Source organism: Streptosporangium sp. NPDC006007 (assembly GCF_040614315.1).
Taxonomy (GTDB): Bacteria; Actinomycetota; Actinomycetes; order Streptosporangiales; family Streptosporangiaceae; genus Streptosporangium.
The window spans coordinates 23,022-42,073 of the sequence record NZ_JBEXUG010000008.1 but is presented as its reverse complement, the minus strand read 5'-3'; the positions used below and the strand labels follow the sequence as shown (position 1 = coordinate 42,073).

Genomic DNA, 19,052 nt, shown 5'->3' with positions numbered 1-19,052 from the left:
CGCCCTGGTCCGCCGCTACGAGTTGCGGGGGCGTTTACGCCCAGGTAGAGGATTCAAGCCGATACTCCCGTACTCGCGGGGCCGGGGCTGTCCCCGAGAAGTCCGCCTGGTGCTTTTGACGGAGATCGACGGGCGGTAGATGTGCGGGTTGGTATGGGCGTTAATCCGGTTTTATAGGTAGTGGAGGAGTAGGTTGGGGCGAGTGTCGACCTCCGCCACCGCTCCCCTGTCCGCGCGCTCTCCGACCGGTTCGCGACTGGCCTGGCTGGACGCGCTCCGCGGGCTCGGCGCCGTCGCGGTGCTGCTGGAGCACATGCTGCCCTGGTTCATGCCGGTGCTCCGGCCGTACTGGTTCAACCTCGGCATGTACGGCGTCATGGTGTTCTTCCTCGTCAGCGGCTACATCATCCCGGTCTCGCTGGAGGGGCGCGGTGACGTGCGGGCCTTCTGGATCAGCAGGATCTTCCGGCTCTACCCGATCTACCTGCTGGTCGTGGTCCTCGTCCTGGCCATGGCCCCGTGGATGCCGGTCCGCGAGCAGGTGCCGCGCGACCTGTCGGCCGTGGCCGGGCATGTCACGATGCTGCTGGACGTGGTGCACATGGGCGGTCTGGCCGACACCATGTGGACGCTCTCCTACGAGATGGTCTTCTACCTGCTGGTGACCGCCCTGTTCATCGGCGGCCTGCACCGCCGGAGCGGGGCGCTGGCCGTGGGGTTCGGCGCGGTGGGCGTCCTCGCGGGGCTGGTGCTGTCCGGGCCGCTGCTCACCGGCTCCTGGCCCGCCTACGTGTCGGGGGCGGTGTTCCTGGTGGGCGTCGCCTGCCTGGTCGGCGGCCGGTTCCGCGCCGTGGCCGCCTGGGTTCTCGGCGCGATGGCCGTGGTGCTGACGATTTGCGCCGGATACGTGCCGTGGCTGGGGGCGACGATCCTCGCGATGATGTTCACCGGGACCGCGATCCGCCGCTGGGAGCAGGGCACGGGCCGGCTCTGGCCGATGGCCGTCGCGACCGTCCTGGTCGCGCTCGCTCCGGTGTGGTCGATCCAGGCGGGCTGGTGGTGGGTCCAGCCCGGTGTCTGGTTCACCACGACGGCGCTCGCGGGGGCGACGTTCGCGGGCGCCATGGCCCTGCGCGGACGCCGCCTGCCCCGCTTCCTCGTCTGGCTCGGCCTGACCAGCTACTCGCTCTATCTCCTGCACCACCCGCTGCTGCGGCTCGTGTACGCCGTCGCCGGAGATGTGCGGGCCATGCCGCCGGTGGCGCAGGTGTCGCTGTCGGCGGCCTTCGTCGCCGTGCTGCTGGTCCTGAGCTGGGGCACCTACCGCTACGTGGAGCTGCCCATGCAGCGGCTGGGCCGGAGGTTGGCTCAGAAGCCGTCGTCGGGCGCCTCGGCCGAGAGGGTCGCGTCGTCGGTGCCGGCCGGGTAGATGTCGCCCGGCTGGAGGTTCCCCCCGCCGCGCAGCGAGGAGACCGACACCACGTGATAGCCCTGCTTGCGCAGCGCGTCGAGCAGCTTGGGCATCACCTTGACGGTCTGCTCCACCCAGTCGTGCATGAGGATGACCCCGTCACGCTTGGCGTTCTTGAGCACCTCGTCGTAGATGGCCTTCTCGTTCCTGGTCGCCCAGTCGCGGGAACCGCCGTTCCACAGCACGATCGGCAGCCGCATCTCCGTCGCGATCGCCTGGACGCGGTCGTCCAGCTCGCCGTACGGCGGGCGGATCATGGTCGGTGACTTGCCGGTGACCTGCTTGACGATGTCCTGGGTCCTGGTCAGCTCTTCACGGATCCTGTCATCGTCCGCCTCGCGCAGGTGGGCGTGGGTGTAGCTGTGGTTGCCGAGCTCGTGGCCCTCGTCGGCCATCCGCCTGGCGAACGCCGGACGCGACTTCACATACTGGCCCTCCAGGAAGAACGTGGCCTTGGCCTTGTGCTTCTTGAGGGTGTCGAGCAGACGGTCGGCGTATTTGCCCGGGCCGTCGTCGAAGGTCAGCGCGATGCACTTGACCTTGGCGCAGTTCACCGACGCGGGTTTGTCCGCTGTCGTCTTGCCGGCGCTCCACGCCGCGGTGGGCGCGGACAGCAGGGCCACCGCGCAGGAGGCGGCCATGAGCAGTCGGGCGGGAGACTTCATGAGGGGCTTCCGGGTCGAGTGGTTTCGGAGGAAGTGGCATCTTATCGAGGTGCCAGAACCTTCCCGGGACAGGAGTGTCACGATGTCCTGTGAAAACCACCTGTCAGATCCGCCGGTACGGCAGCCGCCCGGCGCCCGGAAACCGCCGGTCCGGCCCCCGGATACGGCACGCCACACGCCGAGGTGACCGCACGCCCTTCCGGCTGAGGGGACGCTCCGCGGGTGGCCGGTGGGGGTGAGGGGTCAAGGGTCGGCAAGATCCGTGCCATTTAACGACATGGCCGGGGCGCCTATCGGGAGTTTTCCGCATTCTCGTCGAGGTGGAACCTGCCCGCCCCCGTTCCGGATCCGCCCGTGCGACGCGACCATGCGATCAGCGGCCGGTCCGGACTTCGAGAACGCTGGAGGGCTGACCCCTTGTCGCCACTTCTCAGTGTCGTTGTCCCCTTTTTCAATGTGGAACCGTACTTCCGGGAGTGCCTGGCGTCGATCGCCCGGCAGACACTCCGTGACCTTGAGGTCATCTGTGTGGATGACGGGTCACTCGACGGCAGTGCCGCCATCGCCGACGTGTTCGCCGGGGAGGACGACCGTTTCCGGGTCGTCAAGCAGGAGAACGCCGGTCTGGGCGCGGCGCGTAACACCGGAGCGCTGCGGGCGAGCGGGGAGTACCTCTGTTTCATGGACAGCGATGACGTGCTGCCCGTCGACGCCTACGAGCTGCTGGTCTCCTCACTGCGCGAGTCCGGCTCCGACTTCGCGTGCGGCAACGTCCTGTATCTCAACTCGGCCGGGACCTGGCGGTCCGGCCTGCACGCGCTGCCCTTCAGGGAGACCCTGATGCGGACTCACGTCAGCGCCCGGCCCGAGCTGCTGCTGGACCGTACGGCCTGGAACAAGGTCTTCCGCCACGACTTCTACCGGAAGCACGATTTCAGCTTCCCGCCCGGCCTCTACGAGGACGCGCCCGTCACCATCCCGGCCCACGTGCTGGCCCGCTCCGTCGACGTGCTCGACGACCCGATCTACTACTGGCGGCAGCGGGAGGCGGGGGATCCGTCGATCACCCAGAGCCGGACCGTGCCCGGCAACCTGGAGGACCGGATCGCCTCGATCACCAGGGTTCAGGGTTTCCTGGCCGCGCACGCGTCCCCCGCGCTGCGGCGCCGGTTCGACGAGTTCGTGCTCCGCAGTGACCTCAACCTCTACGTCAACGAGGTGCTGGACGCCGACGAGGACTACCGGGGGCGCCTGGTGGAGAACGTGGGCTCGCTCGTCGAGCGGATGGACTCCGATGTGCTGTCCCGACTTCCCTGGGAGCGACGACTCGTGTTCGAGCTGGTGAAACGCCGCCGGAGTGAGGAGTTCTTCGAGGTGCTGGCCGCCCGGCGGCAGGGCATGTCCTACGGGCTGATCCGCCGCGTGTTCGGCTGGTACGCCGACCATCCGCTGATGCACCGGGGCATTCTGCCCAGGAAGGTCTTCCGCGCGGGAGACAGCGACCTCTCCCTCGTCTGCCGGATCGACCAGCTCCACTGGCGGGACGCGGATCACCGCCTCCGCGTGTCCGGCCGCGCCTACATCAAGGGCATCGACCTGTCGGTGGAGGAGGCGTCGGAGATCACCGTGACGCTGCGCAACCTCCGGACCGAGCAGTCGATCGGGCTGCCGGCCGGGCGCGTGCTCCGCCAGGATGTGACCGCGGCCTCCGATCAGGACGTGACCTGCTACGACTGGTCGGGTTTCGAGGTCGACATCGACCCCGCCGTACTGGCTGACGCCTCCCGTAACGCTAGGTGGCGGCTGGAGATCGAGGTCAACGCCCGCTCCACCCGGCGGTCCGGCTGGGCGACGGCCACCGCGATCAGCGAGGTCCGCCGGTTTCCGGTCGTCCGGGTCGCCTCCGAGGTGTGCCTGCGGGTGGAGACGAACCCCGACGACGAGGTCCTGTTCAAGGTCCAGCGGATTCAGGCGGTGGCGAGGATCCGCACCGCCGGCGCGGGGGTGATCGAGGTGTCCGGCTGGGTGGCGTCCGACATCCCGCCCGGCCGGGAAGGATCTTCGGAAGAGCCCTCCGTGGAGATCTTGGATGGGGGTTCCGCGGGGGCCGGGGAAGGTTCCGCGGAGACCCGGGAGGAGACCCGGGAGGAGGGGGCCGGGGAGGTTTCAGCGGGGGTGCTGCTGGCACGCCTGCGGCGAGGTCACCGGGAGCTCAGGATCCCCGCCGCCTGCCGGGCGCTCGGCGGCGGGCGGATCGGTTTCAGCGCCCCGCTGCCGGTCGCCGAGCTGCTCCCGCCCGATCTGGCGGGTGGCGAGGCGGCCGATCCACGGATCTACCCCGACCTGAACTGGGACCTCTTCGTCGACGTTGGCTCCGACCGGCCGCGCAGGCTGACGACCGAGTTCACGGTCGCGGAGGAGTACGCGATCGTGGGAGACCGCGAGGTCTGCGTCCTGGCGACCAGGCTCGGCACCCTCACCGCGGTGGCCAGGCCCGTCCGGCCGATGACGACCGACCTCGCCTGGGCCCCGGACGGCAGGCTCCTCGTCGCGGGACGGTGCCCCGGGGTCGCCGATCCGCGGGCTCGGCTGGTGCTGCGCAGGGTCGGCGGCGGCGGGATCCATCGCGTGCCGCTGGACCGGGAGGGGGAGCGGTTCGCCGCAGCGGTCTCGCTCACCGGGCTCGACCTGTACGGAGACCTCGTCCCGCTCGCCGGCGGCCGGTGGGAGATCATGATCGAGTCGGACGGGGGGCTCGTCCCCCTCAGGGCGGCCAAGAGCCTGCTCGGCCGCCTGCCCGGCACCCGGAGCGCCGGGGTTCACACGTTCCGGGTACGGGCGTACCGGGCGAGCGGGGTCGCCGTCGACGTCCAGCCCGCGCTCGGCGCCGACGGGGGGCGCTACGCCCAGCGCCGTCTCGCGGAGCGCGACTACCCGGCCCTCAGGAGGGAGCCGCTCCGGGATCTCGTGGTCTTCGAGTCCTGGCGGGGCCGCCAGTACTCCGACAGCCCGCGCGCGATATACGAGGAACTGCGGCGCAGGGGCGACGACCGCGAGTGCGTCTGGATCTCCGCCGACGGCCAGGTACGGCCGCCCGGGGACGCCCGGGTCGTGCTGCGGGGCAGCCGCGCCCACTACGAGGCGCTCGCCCACGCGAGTCACGTCTTCTCCAACGAGAACGCGCCGGACTGGTTCGTCAAGCGCGAGGGCCAGGTCTACGTCCAGACCTGGCACGGCACCCCGCTGAAGCGGATCGCCCACGACATCCCCGACATTCGCTTCAACAACGGGGCGGACTATCTGCGGAGGTTCTCGCTGGAGGTGGCGAAGTGGGATCTGCTGCTCTCGCCCAACTCCTTCAGCACACCGATCTTCTCCCGCGCCTTCCGCTACGACGGGCCGGTGCTCCAATCGGGCTATCCCCGCAACGACCTGCTGCACCGGCCGGAGGGGCGGCGGGAGGCCGCGCGGGTCCGGCGGGCGCTGGGCGTCTCCCCGGACCGGAAGGTGGTGCTGTACGCGCCGACCTGGCGAGACGACCAGGGCCTCTCCGGCGGCGGGTACCAGCCGGACATGCGGCTGGACTTCGGCAGGGCCCGCCGGGTGCTCGGCGACGACCACGTGTTCCTCTTCCGGGGGCACCTGCACACCTCCAAGGTGTCCCGGCCCACCGGTCCGGACGACCCGTTCCTCGATGTCACCAGATATCCGGATGTGACGGATCTGCTGCTGGTGGCCGACGTACTGATCACCGACTACTCGTCCGTCATGTTCGACTACGCGGGCACCGGCCGTCCGATCCTCCTGTTCACCTACGACCTGGAGCACTACCGCGAACGGCTGCGCGGCTTCTACCTCGACCTCGCCGAACACGCGCCGGGGCCGCTGCTGAACACCTCCGACGAGGTGATCGGCGCGCTGGCCGACCTTGAGGGGACCGTCTCGGCCCACGCCGCCGCCCACCGCGCCTTCAGGGACCGCTTCTGCCATCTCGACGACGGAAACGCCTCCGCGCGCGTCCTCGACCACGTCTTCCGGAGGTGACCGTGCCGGACCGCCTGCTGATCGTCATTCCCGCCTACAACGAGGAGCGGTCGATCGCCCTCGTGATCGACGAGCTCCACCGGGTGTGCGCCGGGGCCGACGTGGTCGTCGTCGACGACGCCTCGGCCGACTCCACCGCGGCCAGGGCGGCCGAGACGGGGGTCGCGGTGCTGCGCCTGCCGTACAACCTGGGGGTGGGCGGGGCCATGCGGGCCGGTTACCGCTACGCCCTGGAGCACGGCTACGACGTCGCCGTCCAGGTCGACGCCGACGGCCAGCACGACGCGGGATACATCCCCTCGCTGGTCGCGGCGCTGGAGGGGGCCGACCTGGTGATCGGCTCCCGGTTCGCCGGAGTGGGGGACTACACCGCCGCCGGGGTCGCCAGGCGACTGGCCATGCGCCTGCTGGCCAGGGCCGTCTCGATCCCCGCCGGAACCCGCCTGACCGACGTCACCAGCGGCTTCCGGGCGGCCAACCGCCGGACGATCGCCGTCTTCGCCGCGCACTACCCCGTCGAGTATCTCGGGGACACGCTGGAGTCGCTGGTCATCGCGCTCCGCAGCGGATGCTCGGTCGCCCAGATCCCGGTCGCCATGCGCGAGCGCTGGTACGGCGAGGCCAGCCAGTCGCCGATACGGGCGTTCGCCTACCTGGCGCGTGTCGTGGTCGCGCTCGGCCTGGCGCTCGTCCGGCGCTGGGAGCGGGTGCCGGCCGACCCCGCGCCCGCCGCGAGACGGGGGGCACGGGTGTGAGCGCCTACACCCTGGGCCTGCTGGGAGCGGTGATCACGGTCGTCGTCATCTTCGAGATGCTGCGCCGCAGAAGGCTCCGCGAGAAGTACGCGGTGTTCTGGGTCCTGCTGGCCGCGGTCATGGCGACGATCGCGCTGGTGCCGGACGTCCTGGTGACCGCGGCGCGGATCACCGGTGTCCAGGTCCCGGCCAACCTGCTGTTCTTCGTCGGGAGCCTCGTCCTGGTGGCGGTGAACATCCAGCTCAGCTCAGAGGTCGGGCGCCTGGAGGAGCGGACGAGGACGCTCGCCGAACAGGTCGCCCTGCTCCGGCTGGAATCGTCCGGGACGACGTGGCGCGGGTAGGCGGCGCGTCCGGCTCGCCGACGGTGGCCGCCGGGCTGGCGGTGCTGGGAGCGTCGGGCCTGGTCTACCTGGCCGTCGCGGCCCGCGCCACCGGACCGGCCGCCTTCGGCGACCTGACCACGCTCTGGACCGTCGTCTACACGGTTGGGATCGGCTGTTTTCTCCCCTTCGAGCAGGAACTCGGGCGCGCGCTCGCGCGCCGGGCGGTGCTCGGCGAGGGCGGCCGTCCGGTGGTACTGCGGGCCGCCCTCGCCGCCGGACTGCTCGTCCTGCTGCTCGCCCTGGCCGCCGTGGCCTGCGCGCCCGCGTCGGCCGGCCCGCTGTTCTCCGGCGACCACGGCTACCTCGCGGTCGTGCTCGCCGCGAGCGCGACCATGGCGGCCGGCCACCTGACCCGCGGCGTCTTCACCGGAACCGCCGGAACCGCGCGGGGGGCCGGGATCTCGGGTCACGCCTGGTACTCCGGGCAGCTCGGCGCCGAAGGGGCCGTGCGGACGGCCGCCTGCCTGGCCCTGGCGCTGCTCGGCTGCACCGCGCCGATGCCCTACGCCTGGATTCTGGCCCTGGCCCCGGCCGTCGCGGTCGCGCTGACCGTCCCCGGTGTGCGGCCCGCGCTCCGGCCCGGCCCACCCGCCCCCTGGCGGGAACTGTCGGCCAACCTCGGCTGGCTGATCGCCGGCTCGGTGTGCGCCCAGGCGGTCGCGAACGTCCCGGTGCTCGCGGTCGCCGTGCTGTCCGGCCCGGCCGACCGCGAGTCGGCGGGCCGGTTCCTGGCCGCCGTCGTGCTCGCCCGGGTCCCGGTCTTCGCCTTCCAGGCCGTTCAGGCGGTGCTCGTACCGGCCTGGACCAGGGCTCTGACCCTCGGCGACCGTACGCTGTTCCGGCGTGAACTGCTGCGCGGGCTGGGCGCGATCGCCGTTTTGGGCGTGGCCTGCGCCGGGGTCGGCGGCCTGGCCGGACCCGGCCTGCTCCGGCTGACCTTCGGCCCCCGATACGGCGTCGGCACGCTCGACCTCGTGGCGCTGAGCCTGGTGGGCGGCTGCCACATGGCGTGCCTGATGTTCCAGGCGGGGATCGTCGCGCTGGGCCTGCACCGCTTCAACGCGGCCGGCTGGGCGGCCGGTCTGGCCGCCTTCGGCGCCGGCTGCCTGGTCCCGCTGCCGGTCGTTCCCCGCGTCGAGTCGGCCATGGCGCTCTCCGCCGCCGTGATCGCGACCCTGCTCGGCCTGCGCCTGCGTCGGGCCGTGACGTCGGCACCCCGTCCGGCCACCGCCCGTCCGGCCCGCCCGGCCCGCCCGGAACGGGTCTCCGCATGCTCACAGCCGGTTCTCCCACGTCAGGGACCGGTCCTCGCACGTTCATGGGAGAGAGATGCTCGCTCGCCTCAGGAGTCAGGCGCCCGCCGTCAGGGCCGGGACGGCCTCAGTCAGGGCTGAGGGGGCCTCCGCCGGAACTCGGGCTCCCGCCGCCGGGGCTGAGGGGGCCTCCACCGGGGCTGGGACGGTCCCGGCCGCGGGTTCCGGCCGCCTGCCACTGATCGTCCTGCTGAGCACCCAGGTGCTCTTCCTGCTCTGGTGGGCGGCCTTCTACCCCGGCCTCATGAGCTACGACTCGATCTCCTACGTGTGGCACGTCACCACCGGCCACTGGATGGCCAACCACTCGGTGGCCTACGACGGGCTGGTCTGGCTCTCGCTGCGGCTCACCGGCGATCTCGGCGCGCTCACGCTCGCGCAGACGGTCGCGATGTCCGGGGCGCTGGCCTACGCGGCCTCCGCGTTGCGCGGGCTCGGCGCTCCGCCGATCGCGGCCGGTCTGGCGGCGATCGCGGTTCCGGTGCTGCCGGCCACCGGCTCCTTCGTGGTGACGGTCTGGAAGGACGTGCCGTTCACCGTCTGCGCCGTGCTGGCCACGGCGACGCTCGCCCGGCTGGTGTCGCGCCGGACCACGGCCACGCTCGTGGCGCTCGGGGCGGAGCTCACCGGCATGGTGGTCTTCAGGAACAACGGGTTCCTGTTCGTCGCCATCGCCGCGCCGCTCATCGTCTGGTCGCTACGGGGGACGCGCCTGCGGCTGCTCGCGGTCGTCGGCGTGCCGCTGCTGCTCGCGTTCACGCTGACCGGGGTGGTCTTCCCCGCGATGGGCATACCGGGTGCCCCGCCCAGCCTGACCTACGCCACGGCGTACGGCGACATCGCGGTCGCGTTCAAGCGGGCGAGGGACTCCTTCACCCCGAGGGACACCGCGGTGATGGCCGGGGTCGCGCCCCTGTCCCACTGGCGGGGATCGGCCGACTGTCACACCACGGACCCGACCACGCAGCGCCCCGGGTTCACCGCCGCCGCCGACGCCCGCAACGGGGAGCTGATCGCGCTCTGGAGGCGGGTCATCCTGCGTACGCCCGCCGTGGTCGCCGCCGCGCGGCTCTGCCGGGGCTCGATCGCGTGGAAGGTGGTCGAGGGCGCGGGCGGGCCCTCCGCGCGGACGGCCGTGCACGGTGTCGGTGTGCCGGACGACCTGTTCGGCTGGGCGCGCTGGAACGCCGAGATGAGGGCCGGCCCCTACCGGCCGATTCTCGCCCCGCGCCCCCTGTCGGCCCCGCTGCGCGACGCGGCGACCGCGTTCCGGGACGCCGCCCGGGAGCCCTGGCTGGTGTGGCTGTTCTGGCGGGGCGCGATCTGGTGTTACCTCGCCTACGCGGTGGTCGTCGCCCACGCCCACGCCCGCCGGGACCGGACCGTGATGGTGCTCGCGGCCGTCGTCCTGGGTCAGCAGCTCGGCGTGCTGCTGGCCAACCCCGCGCAGCTTTACCGTTACATGGTGGCGCCGATGATCATCGGCGTCCTGTTCCTGTCCCTGCTGCCCGGTTACGGAGGGGGCCGGAGCGGCCCCGGCGGGGGGCCGCGTGACCTCGGCGGCACGGGCCCGCACGCCTCAGGGTGACGCTGCCGGTCAAGAACCGGTATGGAGATTCCCTCATGGCGCCAGAGTGTCAACCTTCGATCACTCTGGGTGGCCATTCTGGAAGGCATGAGGGCCTATTCGTTGAACGACGTTCACGCGACCCGGAAACGAAGAGACTCCTGGTGGACGGTTTTCCTGGTCGACCCGGTGGCGTGCAGGCTCACGCTTCTCATCGCCAACCACACCGACGTCACCCCGAACGGGCTCACCCGTCTGTCGCTGGTCCTGGGACTGGGGTCGGCGGTCTGTTTCGCGTTCGGACAGCTCGTGGCGGGGGCCGCGCTGTTCTACGTGAGCTTCATGATCGACTGCATGGACGGGAAGATCGCCCGGCTTAAGGAGACGGGCACCGCGTTCGGGCTCTGGCTCGACTACGTGGGCGACCGCATCCGCGTGGTCTGCTGCGCGGCGGGTCTGGCGTCCGGGCAGTACGCGCTGACCGGAGACGTCTCCTACATCCTGCTCGGCGCGGGGGTGGCCGTCCTCGACCTGTTCCGTTACGTGAACGCGCCGCAGATGAAGCGTGTTCGCGAGGTGGTCAGGGAGAACCGCCCCGAGCGGCCGGAGAGCGCCCGCTCCCTGGCGTACCGGCCGCTCAGAAGGCCCGGCCTGCGTCGCAGGGCGGGTCGCCTCCTCACCCGGCACCGGGTGCGCAGCCACCTGATCAGCGGCATCGAGTTCCACGCCGCCGTGTTCGTGGTCGGCCCGCTGATCGGGACGGCGGCGCTCGTCCCCGTGTCGATCGTGGCCGGGGTGCTGCTCCTGCTGAACGAGGTCTTTCTGATTTACCGGATGTGGTTGTTCACCAGGGCCGTGCCCGCCGTGCCGCGCCCGGAAAACACGCAGCGCGTAGCTGTCTGATCATCTTCTACGGGGGTTCGTTGTCATGCAGTCCGACCGACCGATTTTCGTGATCGGCTGTCCGCGTTCCGGCACCACCATGCTGCAGCTCATGCTGCACTCGCACCCGCGCATCGCGGTGCCGCCGGAAACCCGGTTCGTGGTGCCCGGCTACTACCGCAGGTTCGTCTTCGGGGACCTGCGCGAGCAGGGGAACCGGCGCAGGCTGGGCCGGTGGATCGTGAGCGACAAGGACACCAAGTTCAAGGAGCTCAAGATCGACGGAGAGAAGCTGATCGAGGACATCGTCGCCGGGCCGCCGACGCTCGGCTCGGCGATGGGGATCACCTTCCGCTCCTACGCCGAGCAGCACAGCAAGTCCCGCTGGGGCGACAAGCGCCCGAGCTACTACCACCACGTGGACCTGCTGACGCGGCTCTTCCCCGACGCGCAGTTCGTCCACCTGATCAGGGACGGCCGGGACTGCGTGGCGTCGCTGAAGGAGATGCCCTGGTACACCAAGGACGTCTTCCACGCGGTGACCAACTGGGCCGAGGCGATCGACTACGGCCGCAGGCACGCCAGGAACCTCCCGGCCGACACCTACTACGAGCTGCGCTACGAGGACCTGACGGCCTACCCGGAGACCGAGCTCGGCAAGCTGTGCGACTTCCTCGGCGAGGAGTACGACCCGGCGATGAGCGAGCCGTACCACGTGGCCCGGATGGCGATCCCGCAGCACAAGGTCTGGCACAGCAACACCCACGGCGATGTGACCACCGCCAGGTCGGGCTCCTGGAAGGCGAGGCTGGAGCCGTGGGAGGTCTCGGTCTGCGAGACCGTGCTGGCCGAGCGGCTGACCGCCAACGGCTATGAGCTGAGCGGGGCGCCCAAGGCCGGCAAGACCCATGTCGACGCCTGCGCGAGGGCCGCGGCCAAGCGGCGCTGGGCGCGGCGGCGCAAGGAGATGCGGGACCGCCTGAACCGGTTCCGCGAGCCGAGCCCCGTGGCCGCGCAGCTCACCACCCGGCAGCTGGGCGAACTGGCGAAGGTCTGAGAATGCAGTCGGATCGACCGATCTTCATCGTGGGTTGTCCCCGGTCGGGGACGACGATGCTTCAGCTCATGCTGCACGCCCACCCGCGCATCGCGATTCCCCCGGAGACCCGGTTCATGGTCACCGCCTACCAGCGGCGGCTGCACTTCGGCGATCTGAACGATTCGGCGCGCAGGCGAGAGCTGGCCGAATGGGTGGTCAACCGCCGGCAGTCGCGCTTCCACGAGCTGCGGCTGGACGGGGAGGAGGTGGTCAAGGAGATCGTCGCCGGACCGCCGACGCTCGGCTCGGCGCTGGGAATCGTGCTGCGCTTCTACGCGGCCCACCACGGCAAGCCGCGCTGGGGGGACAAACGGCCCTCCTACTTCCAGAACATCGACGTGCTGCTCAGGTTCTTCCCCGACGCCCAGTTCGTCCACCTGATCAGGGACGGCCGGGACTGCGTGGCGTCGCTGAAGGAGATGCCCTGGTACAGCGGGAGCGTCTACAGCGCGGTCGCCGCCTGGGCCGAGGCGATCGACTTCGCCCGGCACGGCGCGCCGAAGCTCCCGGAGGGCAGCTACCACGAGCTGCGGTACGAGGACCTGACGGCGGACCCCGAGGCCCACCTGCGCAGGCTCTGCGACTTTCTCGGCGAGGACTACGGCCCGGACATGTGCGAGCCGAGGCGGGTGGCCGACGTCGCCTGCCCCGCGCACAAGTCCTGGCACGCGCGTACCCGCGACGAGGTGACCACCTCGCGGACCGGCACCTGGCGTGAACGGCTCGACCCCTGGGAGGTCTCGCTCTGCGAGAGCGTCCTCGGCGACCGGCTGGAAGCCTACGGCTACGAGCTCAGCGGGGCGCCGAAGACCGAGACCTCGCGGATGGTCGCCTACGAGCGGACCGCGGCCAAGCGGAAACTGTCCCGGGTCAAACGGGTGGCCTTCGACCGGCTGGTACGGCTCCGCGAGCCGAACCCGCTCGGCGCCCGGCTCACCTCGGGTCAGCTCGTGCTGGCCGGGGTGCCCCTGCCGCGCAACGAGCCGGCCACCGTCAACGGGTGACCTGGTCGAACAGCGTCTCCCAGCGGTCCAGAACCCGTTCGGGGCGGAACGCCTCGGCATGGGCGCGAGCGGCGGTGCCCAGCCGCCGCCGCTCCCGTTCCGAGGCCGTCAGCCGGGCCAGCGCGGCGGCGAGGGCCGGCACGTCCGCCGGGGGCGCCAGCAGGCCGGTCTCACCGTCGACGACCAGTGACCGCACCCCGCCCGACACGTCGAACGCCACCGAGGGCACGCCGTGGGACGCGGCCTCGCCGAGCACCAGCGGCAGCCCCTCGTGCTCGCTGGACAGCCCCAGCACCGACCCGTTCGCGTACTCGCGGCCCATGTCGGCGGCGGGCACCGCGCCGCGGAACACCACCCGGTCCGCCACTCCGCACGCCCTCGCGTGTGCCCGGAGTCTCTCCAGCTCCGTGCCCTCGCCGATCAGACGCAGCTCCCAGTCCCCGTCCCCGTCCGTGCCCCCGCCCCCCGTGTGCCGGGTGTTCCCGGTGTTCACGGTGTTCACGGTACGGCGGGCCTCGGCGAAGGCCGAGATCAACCGGTCGAACCGTTTGACGCCCTCCAGCCTGCCCACCCCGAGCACCCGGTGACCGGTCAGCGTGGCGGTCCGTTCCGGCCAGGCGGGCAGCGGGTTCGGGATCGCCCAGGTGTTGGGCAGCAGCGCGTGCTCGGAGAAGAGCCGCGCGTCGTCCTCGCTGAGGAACACCGCCTGCTCCAGGTCGCCGTAGTGGCCGCGGACCGAGCCGAGGTGCCAGGAGCCCCGCGCGTGCTCGTAGGACCCGTGGTACTGCCCGATGGGCAGCAGCCGTTCGGGGAGCAGGTCCTTGAGCCGGGACACCACGCCCGGCGAGGTGAGCACCGCGAAGCCGGGGCCCAGCTCGCGCAGCAGCCTTCCGAGCCGGCGGCGCTCCCGGCGCGTCCCCAGCCACGAGAGGCCGCCCATCGGGGTGCGGTGGATCACGTGCTGCCGGTAGCCGGGCCGTCGCACGTAGCGGAACGGGGTCTCGGCCCGGTGCAGTCCGAGCACGTGGACGTCGTACCCCCGCTCGGCCAGCCCTTGCGCCACGGTGTGGGTCACCCGCTGGATCCCGCCGAGCGTGTCGGCGTCCATGCAGGCGAACAGGACGGACCTCGGCCGGCCGCTCACCGCCGCCACCCCGGCGGGAGCGGATCCCGGTCGCCCGCCGAGCCCCTGCTCCGTGCCGGCTCCCGCTCCTTCGCCCCTCTCCGGTCACCCGCGGAAGCGCCGTTCTCCACCGGATCGGGGAGGGGGCGCGGAGCGGGGCCGAAGAAGGCGTCCACCACCTTCGCGGTGGCGTGGCCCCTCTCATCCGAACACCACAGCCGGTGGAACTCGGTGTATCTCGCGGCGAACGACGCGGCCACGGCGTCGAGGTCGCGCAGCGCGTGGATCAGCTCCTCGGTGGTGGTCAGGCAGGGGCCGGGGGCGATCGCGGGCAGGTCGTGGTGGGCGCCCCGCTCCACGCGCCGGTACTCGTCCCAGTCGTCGATCAGGAACAGCATCGGCCGGCCGGTCACCGCGTAGTCGCACATCAGCGACGAGTAGTCGGTCAGCAGCGCGTCCGAGGCCAGGATCAGGTGGTTGACCTCAGGGTACGATCCGGCCGGGCGGACGAAGTGGCGCAGGCGCTGAGGCACCCGGTAGCGCTCGACCGGGTGGGTGCGCAGGATCACCACCCAGCTTCCGGCGAGCGCCTCGGCCATCATGTCCAGGTCGGCCCGGACCGACATCCCCGAGGACTTCGCCCGGTCCCGGTAGGTGGGCGCGTACAGCAGCACCCTGAGTCCCCGAGGGATCTCCAGACGGTCCTTCGCCCGCCGTACCGCGTCCTCGTCGCCGTGGACGAGCACGTCACACCGGGGCGAGCCGTACCTCAGCACCGGCCCCTCGTACCCGTTGGACGGCAGGAAGATCCGCTCGAACTCCGCGCTCGGCGAGACCAGCGCGTCCCAGCGCGCCACGGCCGCCCGCCAGCGCGCCCTGGGCTCGGCGAAGTCGGCGCGCAGGTCGGGCGCGTCGAAGCCGACCGTCTTGAGTCCCTGCCCGTGCCAGGTCTGCAGGTAGCGGGTTCCGGTGGGCTTGGGGTAGGCCAGCGGCAGGCCGTGGCTGTCCACCCAGTAGCCCGCTCGCGCCATGGTCCACAGGTAGCGCCAGCTCATCCGCCGCACCAGCCCGGCGTCCGAGGGGAAGTTACGCCGGTTCGCGGCGACCGACCAGACCATGTCGAACGGCACCCGCCGCCGCCTGAGCTCCTCGTAGATGTAGCGCGGGCTGCCGGTGCAGCCGGCGCCGACGTCGGACTCGAACAGGACCAGGTCCTCGCGGGGCGGGACGACCCTGATCAGCGTCTTGTAGACGCGGAGCTTCAGATCGGGTCCGCTCAGCCGTCGCACCAGACTGTCGCGGGCCCTGCCGAGCAGGGGCGCCACCCACCGGAGCAGCCCCTCCCGCCGCCACCGCACCCGCAGGAACGCGGCCTGTCCTTGCGCCCGCACCGTGACCCGGTGCCAGGGAAAGGCGATCGTGACCGGTTCGGCGGCCGGATCGACAAGCAGCCGGTCCGAGGTGATCCGGCCGTCGGCGCGGACGATCGAGATCTTCGGGTCGTAGTGGCTGTCATGCCCCAGGCGGCCCTGCCGCAGCCTGGAGAGGTCGACGGTCACCTCGCTCAGCCGGCTGCCGTCGTCCTGCGCGCGCGGTGCCAGCCTCACCCGGTGGTTCTTGAACTCCATGAACGCGCTCCAGTCCGGGGTGGCGGCCAGCACTCCGAACGGGTCGTAGGTCCTGACCGTCAACGTGATCCGCGTGCCATCGGTGTCGAAGGCGGCCTCGTGGCGGAGCCGGGTCGCGCTGTAGGGCAGCTCGGCCATCCGGAGCGAGGTGATGTCCAGCTCCCGGGCCTGGGCGGTGCCCCAGTAGGTCCGCCCGCCTTCCCGCACGGCGAAGCGCGGCGCGGCCTTCGGCTCGCTCAGGGACCTGGCGGCCACCACGAGCTCGTCGGCCGGGCCGTCGAGGATGAAGTGGCAGCAGACCCGGACGACGGGGTCGACCGGCTCGAACACCGCCGGTTCCAGCTCCGCCAGGTAGGGGCGGACCAGCGAGGCGAACTCCTCGGCCCACACCGGGCCACGCGAGGGCAGCGGGTTGAGGTAGACCCGCAGGTCCTGGCGGACGAACCGGCGCTGCCGCGCGGTGACCAGGTGGCCGAGGCCGTTCTCGCGCAGGATGCCGTCGCTGAGGCGGGCCGCCCGGATCCGCTGCCGGACGTTGTCCATCTCCCCGATGTTCAACGAGATCGACAGCCGCGACTCGCTCTCCTCCGCCGCCCGATGCCAGAGGTAGACCACCCACGGGACTACGGCGAACCGCCGGGCGGCGCAGTAGAGCTCGGTGGTGAAGACGTGGTCCTCGTAGTGCAGGTCCTCCCGGAACGGCAGCCGCCTGAGCATCTCGGCCCGGTAGAGCTTGTTGGTGCTGAAGGAGTCGAGAAACATCTCGGGCTCCCGCGCGATCCCCTCGACGGTCCTGCGGCGGGTGAACAGTTCGGGGTAGTAGCGCCTGGTCTTGCCGCTCCGGTCGTAGAACCGGGAGATCTGCCCGGTGACGAAGTCCGCGCCGGTCCGTTCGGCCTCCAGCAGCATGCTCTTGCAGGCGTGCCGGGTCAGCTCGTCGTCACTGTCGAGAAACATGACGTACGGCGCGCGGGCCGCCGCGACGCCGTCGTTCCGCGGTGCTCCGCAACCGCCGCTGTTGACCTCCCGCCGCAGGTAGCGGACCCTTCGATCCTCCCGCTGGAGCCTTCGCGCCATCCGTGCCGTGTCGTCGGTGCTCGCGTCGTCCACGATGATCGCTTCAACGTTCCGCAGCGACTGGCCCAGCACGGACCGCACGGCCCTGGGCAGCCGCGTGGCGTCGTTGTAGGTGATGACGACCACGCTGCAGTCCGGACCATTGATCACGCTTTGAGGTGTTCCCCCGGCCGGGGAGACCATTGTCTGGCTTATGGATTTATTGGCCTATTTTTAATAGTTTCCGGTCCGATATGCCAAGGTCCCGAAGGGCGGGCCCCGGGCCTGGACCGGTCTCGTACCCCGCTTCGGCGCCCCGGGGCGCGAAAAGGGTTTGCGCACCCGGGGAAACGTCGGATAGAACTTCGCCAACCCCCGGCCGCCGACGGCCGGACCTGAACGGCGAAAGGAGGGACAAGCCGATGCTCGCCATGACCGTCGTGCCGGTTCCCTCCCGGGGTACGGCCGGATAGCCGACCCCGGGACGAGCGGGCACACCTGCCAGAGGGAAGTGCCTTGACCCACAACGACCTGATCATGCGCCCTATCACCGGGCGCGAGGAAATCGAACTCTTCTGCCGCCTGCCCTACGTCCTGAACGACGAATTGGCGCACGACCTCGACTCCGGCCGCCGGCGGCCCGAGTGGATGTGGATGGCGCTGCGGGGAGACCGTCTTGCCGCCAGGCTGGCCTGGTGGACGCGGCGCGAGGGCGACCCGCCGTTCATGCTGGACACCTTCGACCTCGACGACGCCACAGATGAGCCGGAGCGCCTCGACATCGGGCTCCGGCTGCTTGAGACCGCGATGGGCGCGGTCCTGCCGGCGGGCGTCCATCCGCCTGAGTACAGCCGGTTCCTCCCCCCTCGGTGGCGCGACGACGAGACGGCCAGACGTGCCGTCGAAGACCGCGTAGCCGTTCTGGAACGGACCGGCGCCCGGCTGCTCGTCGAACGGCTGCGCCTTGAGTGGCGTCCCGGGACGCCGGTTCCCGAGCGGAGCGGGCGCCTGAGGTTCAGGCCGGTCGGCGACCGCGAGGAGCTCGTCGAGCTGATGACCCTCGTCCTGGAGGGCACCCTCGACGCCCACAGCCGCGCCGAGCTGACCCGGATGCCGGCCGCGCGGGTGGCGGCCGAGCAGTACGACGGAGAGCTGGCGCTCTACCCCGGCCCGCGGGACCGGTGGCGGATCGCGATGACGCCCGGCGGCCAGTCCGTGGGATTCGTCATCCCGAGCCACAACGGCTACAACCCGGTCATCGCCTATGTCGGCGTCCTGCCCGCGCACCGGGGGAACGGCCACATCGACGACCTGCTCGCCGAGGGCACGAGGATCCTCGCGCGACAGGACGTCCCACGGATCCGCGCGTCCACGGACATCGGAAACGTCCCGATGGCCCGAGCATTCGAACGTGCCGGATACGTCGACTTCCAGCGTGAGATCAACATGACCTGGAGCTGACCCGCGACCTGGCTGGACGGGGGCGCCGCTCACCCCCTGGGAACGGGCGGGCCGGATGCGCCGTTCCGCCGGCTCGCCTTGGGGTGGGCGCCGAACCGGCGTGATGTCGTCCTGAGCCGGGAGCGCAGGATTCGTGCCAGGTGGCGAGGCCGGACGAACGTCGCCGGGTGGGCGAGCAGGTTGGTCACGCGGGCGAGGTCGCGGAACATGGTCGCGTCCTCCCGCGCGGCGGCGAGCCCGGCGAGCCCGGCGATACCGGCTCCTATCACCACGGCGTGCCGCGCGCGGGAGGACGCGGTGATCATGTCGGCCGCTCGAACCAGGGGGGAAGGTCGATGAGGTAGGTGAGCGGCGTGTAGAGCTGTGTCAGCACGACGAAGCCCACCATGCACACGTGGACGAGGCCGACGCCCGCCAGCAGGCGGATCCAGGGCTGGGCCCGGTGGGGCAGGCTCAGCGAGCCCTCCAGCATCCAGACCTCGCGCCCTGGTCCGGCGTAGCCGGCCATCACGACGATGGGCGGGGCCACCAGGAGCGTCATGATGGGCCGGACACGTTCTCCGTCTTATGGAATATGGGTTCACCTTCGAAAGGTTGC

15 protein-coding genes are annotated in these 19,052 nt (G+C 71.2%); 10 read left to right on the top strand and 5 right to left on the bottom strand.

What is annotated here, in order from left to right:
• The first annotated feature begins 202 nt into the window (after nucleotides 1-202).
• Nucleotides 203-1,429: an acyltransferase gene (locus ABZ194_RS09000; RefSeq protein WP_355594005.1), complete on the top strand. Its 1,227-nt coding sequence runs from the start codon at nucleotides 203-205 to the stop codon at nucleotides 1,427-1,429.
• Here the strand turns inward: ABZ194_RS09000 and ABZ194_RS08995 are convergent.
• A complete protein-coding gene (locus ABZ194_RS08995) occupies nucleotides 1,369-2,136 on the bottom strand; it encodes a polysaccharide deacetylase family protein (RefSeq protein WP_355594003.1) in 768 nt (255 codons plus the stop codon). The genes ABZ194_RS09000 and ABZ194_RS08995 overlap by 61 nt on opposite strands.
• A gap of 354 nt (nucleotides 2,137-2,490) precedes the next feature.
• On the opposite strand from ABZ194_RS08995, the gene ABZ194_RS08990 reads away from it, so the two are divergent.
• The 8 genes from ABZ194_RS08990 (at nucleotide 2,491) to ABZ194_RS08955 (ending at nucleotide 13,186) form a co-directional block, all read left to right on the top strand.
• A complete protein-coding gene (locus ABZ194_RS08990) occupies nucleotides 2,491-6,180 on the top strand; it encodes a CDP-glycerol glycerophosphotransferase family protein (protein WP_355594001.1) in 3,690 nt (1,229 codons plus the stop codon).
• 2 nt (nucleotides 6,181-6,182) lie between these two features.
• Nucleotides 6,183-6,935 (top strand): glycosyltransferase family 2 protein, encoded by a 753-nt coding sequence (locus ABZ194_RS08985; RefSeq protein WP_355593999.1) that lies wholly within the window; start codon nucleotides 6,183-6,185, stop codon nucleotides 6,933-6,935.
• On the top strand, nucleotides 6,932-7,279 hold the full coding sequence (locus tag ABZ194_RS08980) for a DUF2304 domain-containing protein (protein WP_355593997.1): 348 nt from the start codon (nucleotides 6,932-6,934) through the stop codon (nucleotides 7,277-7,279). The genes ABZ194_RS08985 and ABZ194_RS08980 overlap by 4 nt, the downstream gene beginning before the upstream one ends.
• The gene (locus ABZ194_RS08975; protein ID WP_355593995.1) at nucleotides 7,267-8,715 is read left to right on the top strand and encodes a hypothetical protein; all 1,449 of its coding nucleotides are present in this window, start codon (nucleotides 7,267-7,269) and stop codon (nucleotides 8,713-8,715) included. Before ABZ194_RS08980 ends, ABZ194_RS08975 begins: the two co-directional genes overlap by 13 nt.
• Nucleotides 8,651-10,222 (top strand): hypothetical protein, encoded by a 1,572-nt coding sequence (locus tag ABZ194_RS08970; protein ID WP_355593993.1) that lies wholly within the window; start codon nucleotides 8,651-8,653, stop codon nucleotides 10,220-10,222. Before ABZ194_RS08975 ends, ABZ194_RS08970 begins: the two co-directional genes overlap by 65 nt.
• 102 nt (nucleotides 10,223-10,324) lie before the next feature.
• Complete coding sequence (locus ABZ194_RS08965) at nucleotides 10,325-11,104, top strand: CDP-alcohol phosphatidyltransferase family protein (RefSeq protein WP_355593992.1); 780 nt, start codon at nucleotides 10,325-10,327, stop codon at nucleotides 11,102-11,104.
• 25 nt (nucleotides 11,105-11,129) lie between these two features.
• Complete coding sequence (locus ABZ194_RS08960; RefSeq protein WP_355593990.1) at nucleotides 11,130-12,140, top strand: sulfotransferase; 1,011 nt, start codon at nucleotides 11,130-11,132, stop codon at nucleotides 12,138-12,140.
• A gap of 2 nt (nucleotides 12,141-12,142) precedes the next feature.
• A complete protein-coding gene (locus ABZ194_RS08955) occupies nucleotides 12,143-13,186 on the top strand; it encodes a sulfotransferase (RefSeq protein ID WP_355593988.1) in 1,044 nt (347 codons plus the stop codon).
• Here ABZ194_RS08955 and ABZ194_RS08950 read toward each other — a convergent pair.
• Together ABZ194_RS08950 and ABZ194_RS08945 are read right to left on the bottom strand one after the other, a co-directional pair.
• Nucleotides 13,176-14,330 (bottom strand): glycosyltransferase, encoded by a 1,155-nt coding sequence (locus ABZ194_RS08950; RefSeq protein ID WP_355593986.1) that lies wholly within the window; start codon nucleotides 14,328-14,330, stop codon nucleotides 13,176-13,178. The two genes, ABZ194_RS08955 and ABZ194_RS08950, sit on opposite strands and share 11 nt — an antisense overlap.
• Nucleotides 14,327-17,164, bottom strand: a complete 2,838-nt coding sequence (locus ABZ194_RS08945; RefSeq protein ID WP_355593984.1) for a CDP-glycerol glycerophosphotransferase family protein — start codon at nucleotides 17,162-17,164, stop codon at nucleotides 14,327-14,329. Before ABZ194_RS08945 ends, ABZ194_RS08950 begins: the two co-directional genes overlap by 4 nt.
• A gap of 345 nt (nucleotides 17,165-17,509) precedes the next feature.
• On the opposite strand from ABZ194_RS08945, the gene ABZ194_RS08940 reads away from it, so the two are divergent.
• On the top strand, nucleotides 17,510-18,454 hold the full coding sequence (locus tag ABZ194_RS08940; protein WP_355593982.1) for a GNAT family N-acetyltransferase: 945 nt from the start codon (nucleotides 17,510-17,512) through the stop codon (nucleotides 18,452-18,454).
• 29 nt (nucleotides 18,455-18,483) lie between these two features.
• Here ABZ194_RS08940 and ABZ194_RS08935 read toward each other — a convergent pair whose 3' ends face one another.
• Together ABZ194_RS08935 and ABZ194_RS08930 are read right to left on the bottom strand one after the other, a co-directional pair.
• The gene (locus ABZ194_RS08935) at nucleotides 18,484-18,759 is read right to left on the bottom strand and encodes a hypothetical protein (protein WP_355593980.1); all 276 of its coding nucleotides are present in this window, start codon (nucleotides 18,757-18,759) and stop codon (nucleotides 18,484-18,486) included.
• On the bottom strand, nucleotides 18,756-18,995 hold the full coding sequence (locus ABZ194_RS08930; RefSeq protein WP_355593978.1) for a hypothetical protein: 240 nt from the start codon (nucleotides 18,993-18,995) through the stop codon (nucleotides 18,756-18,758). The genes ABZ194_RS08935 and ABZ194_RS08930 overlap by 4 nt, the downstream gene beginning before the upstream one ends.
• Between the last annotated feature and the right edge of the window lie 57 nt (nucleotides 18,996-19,052).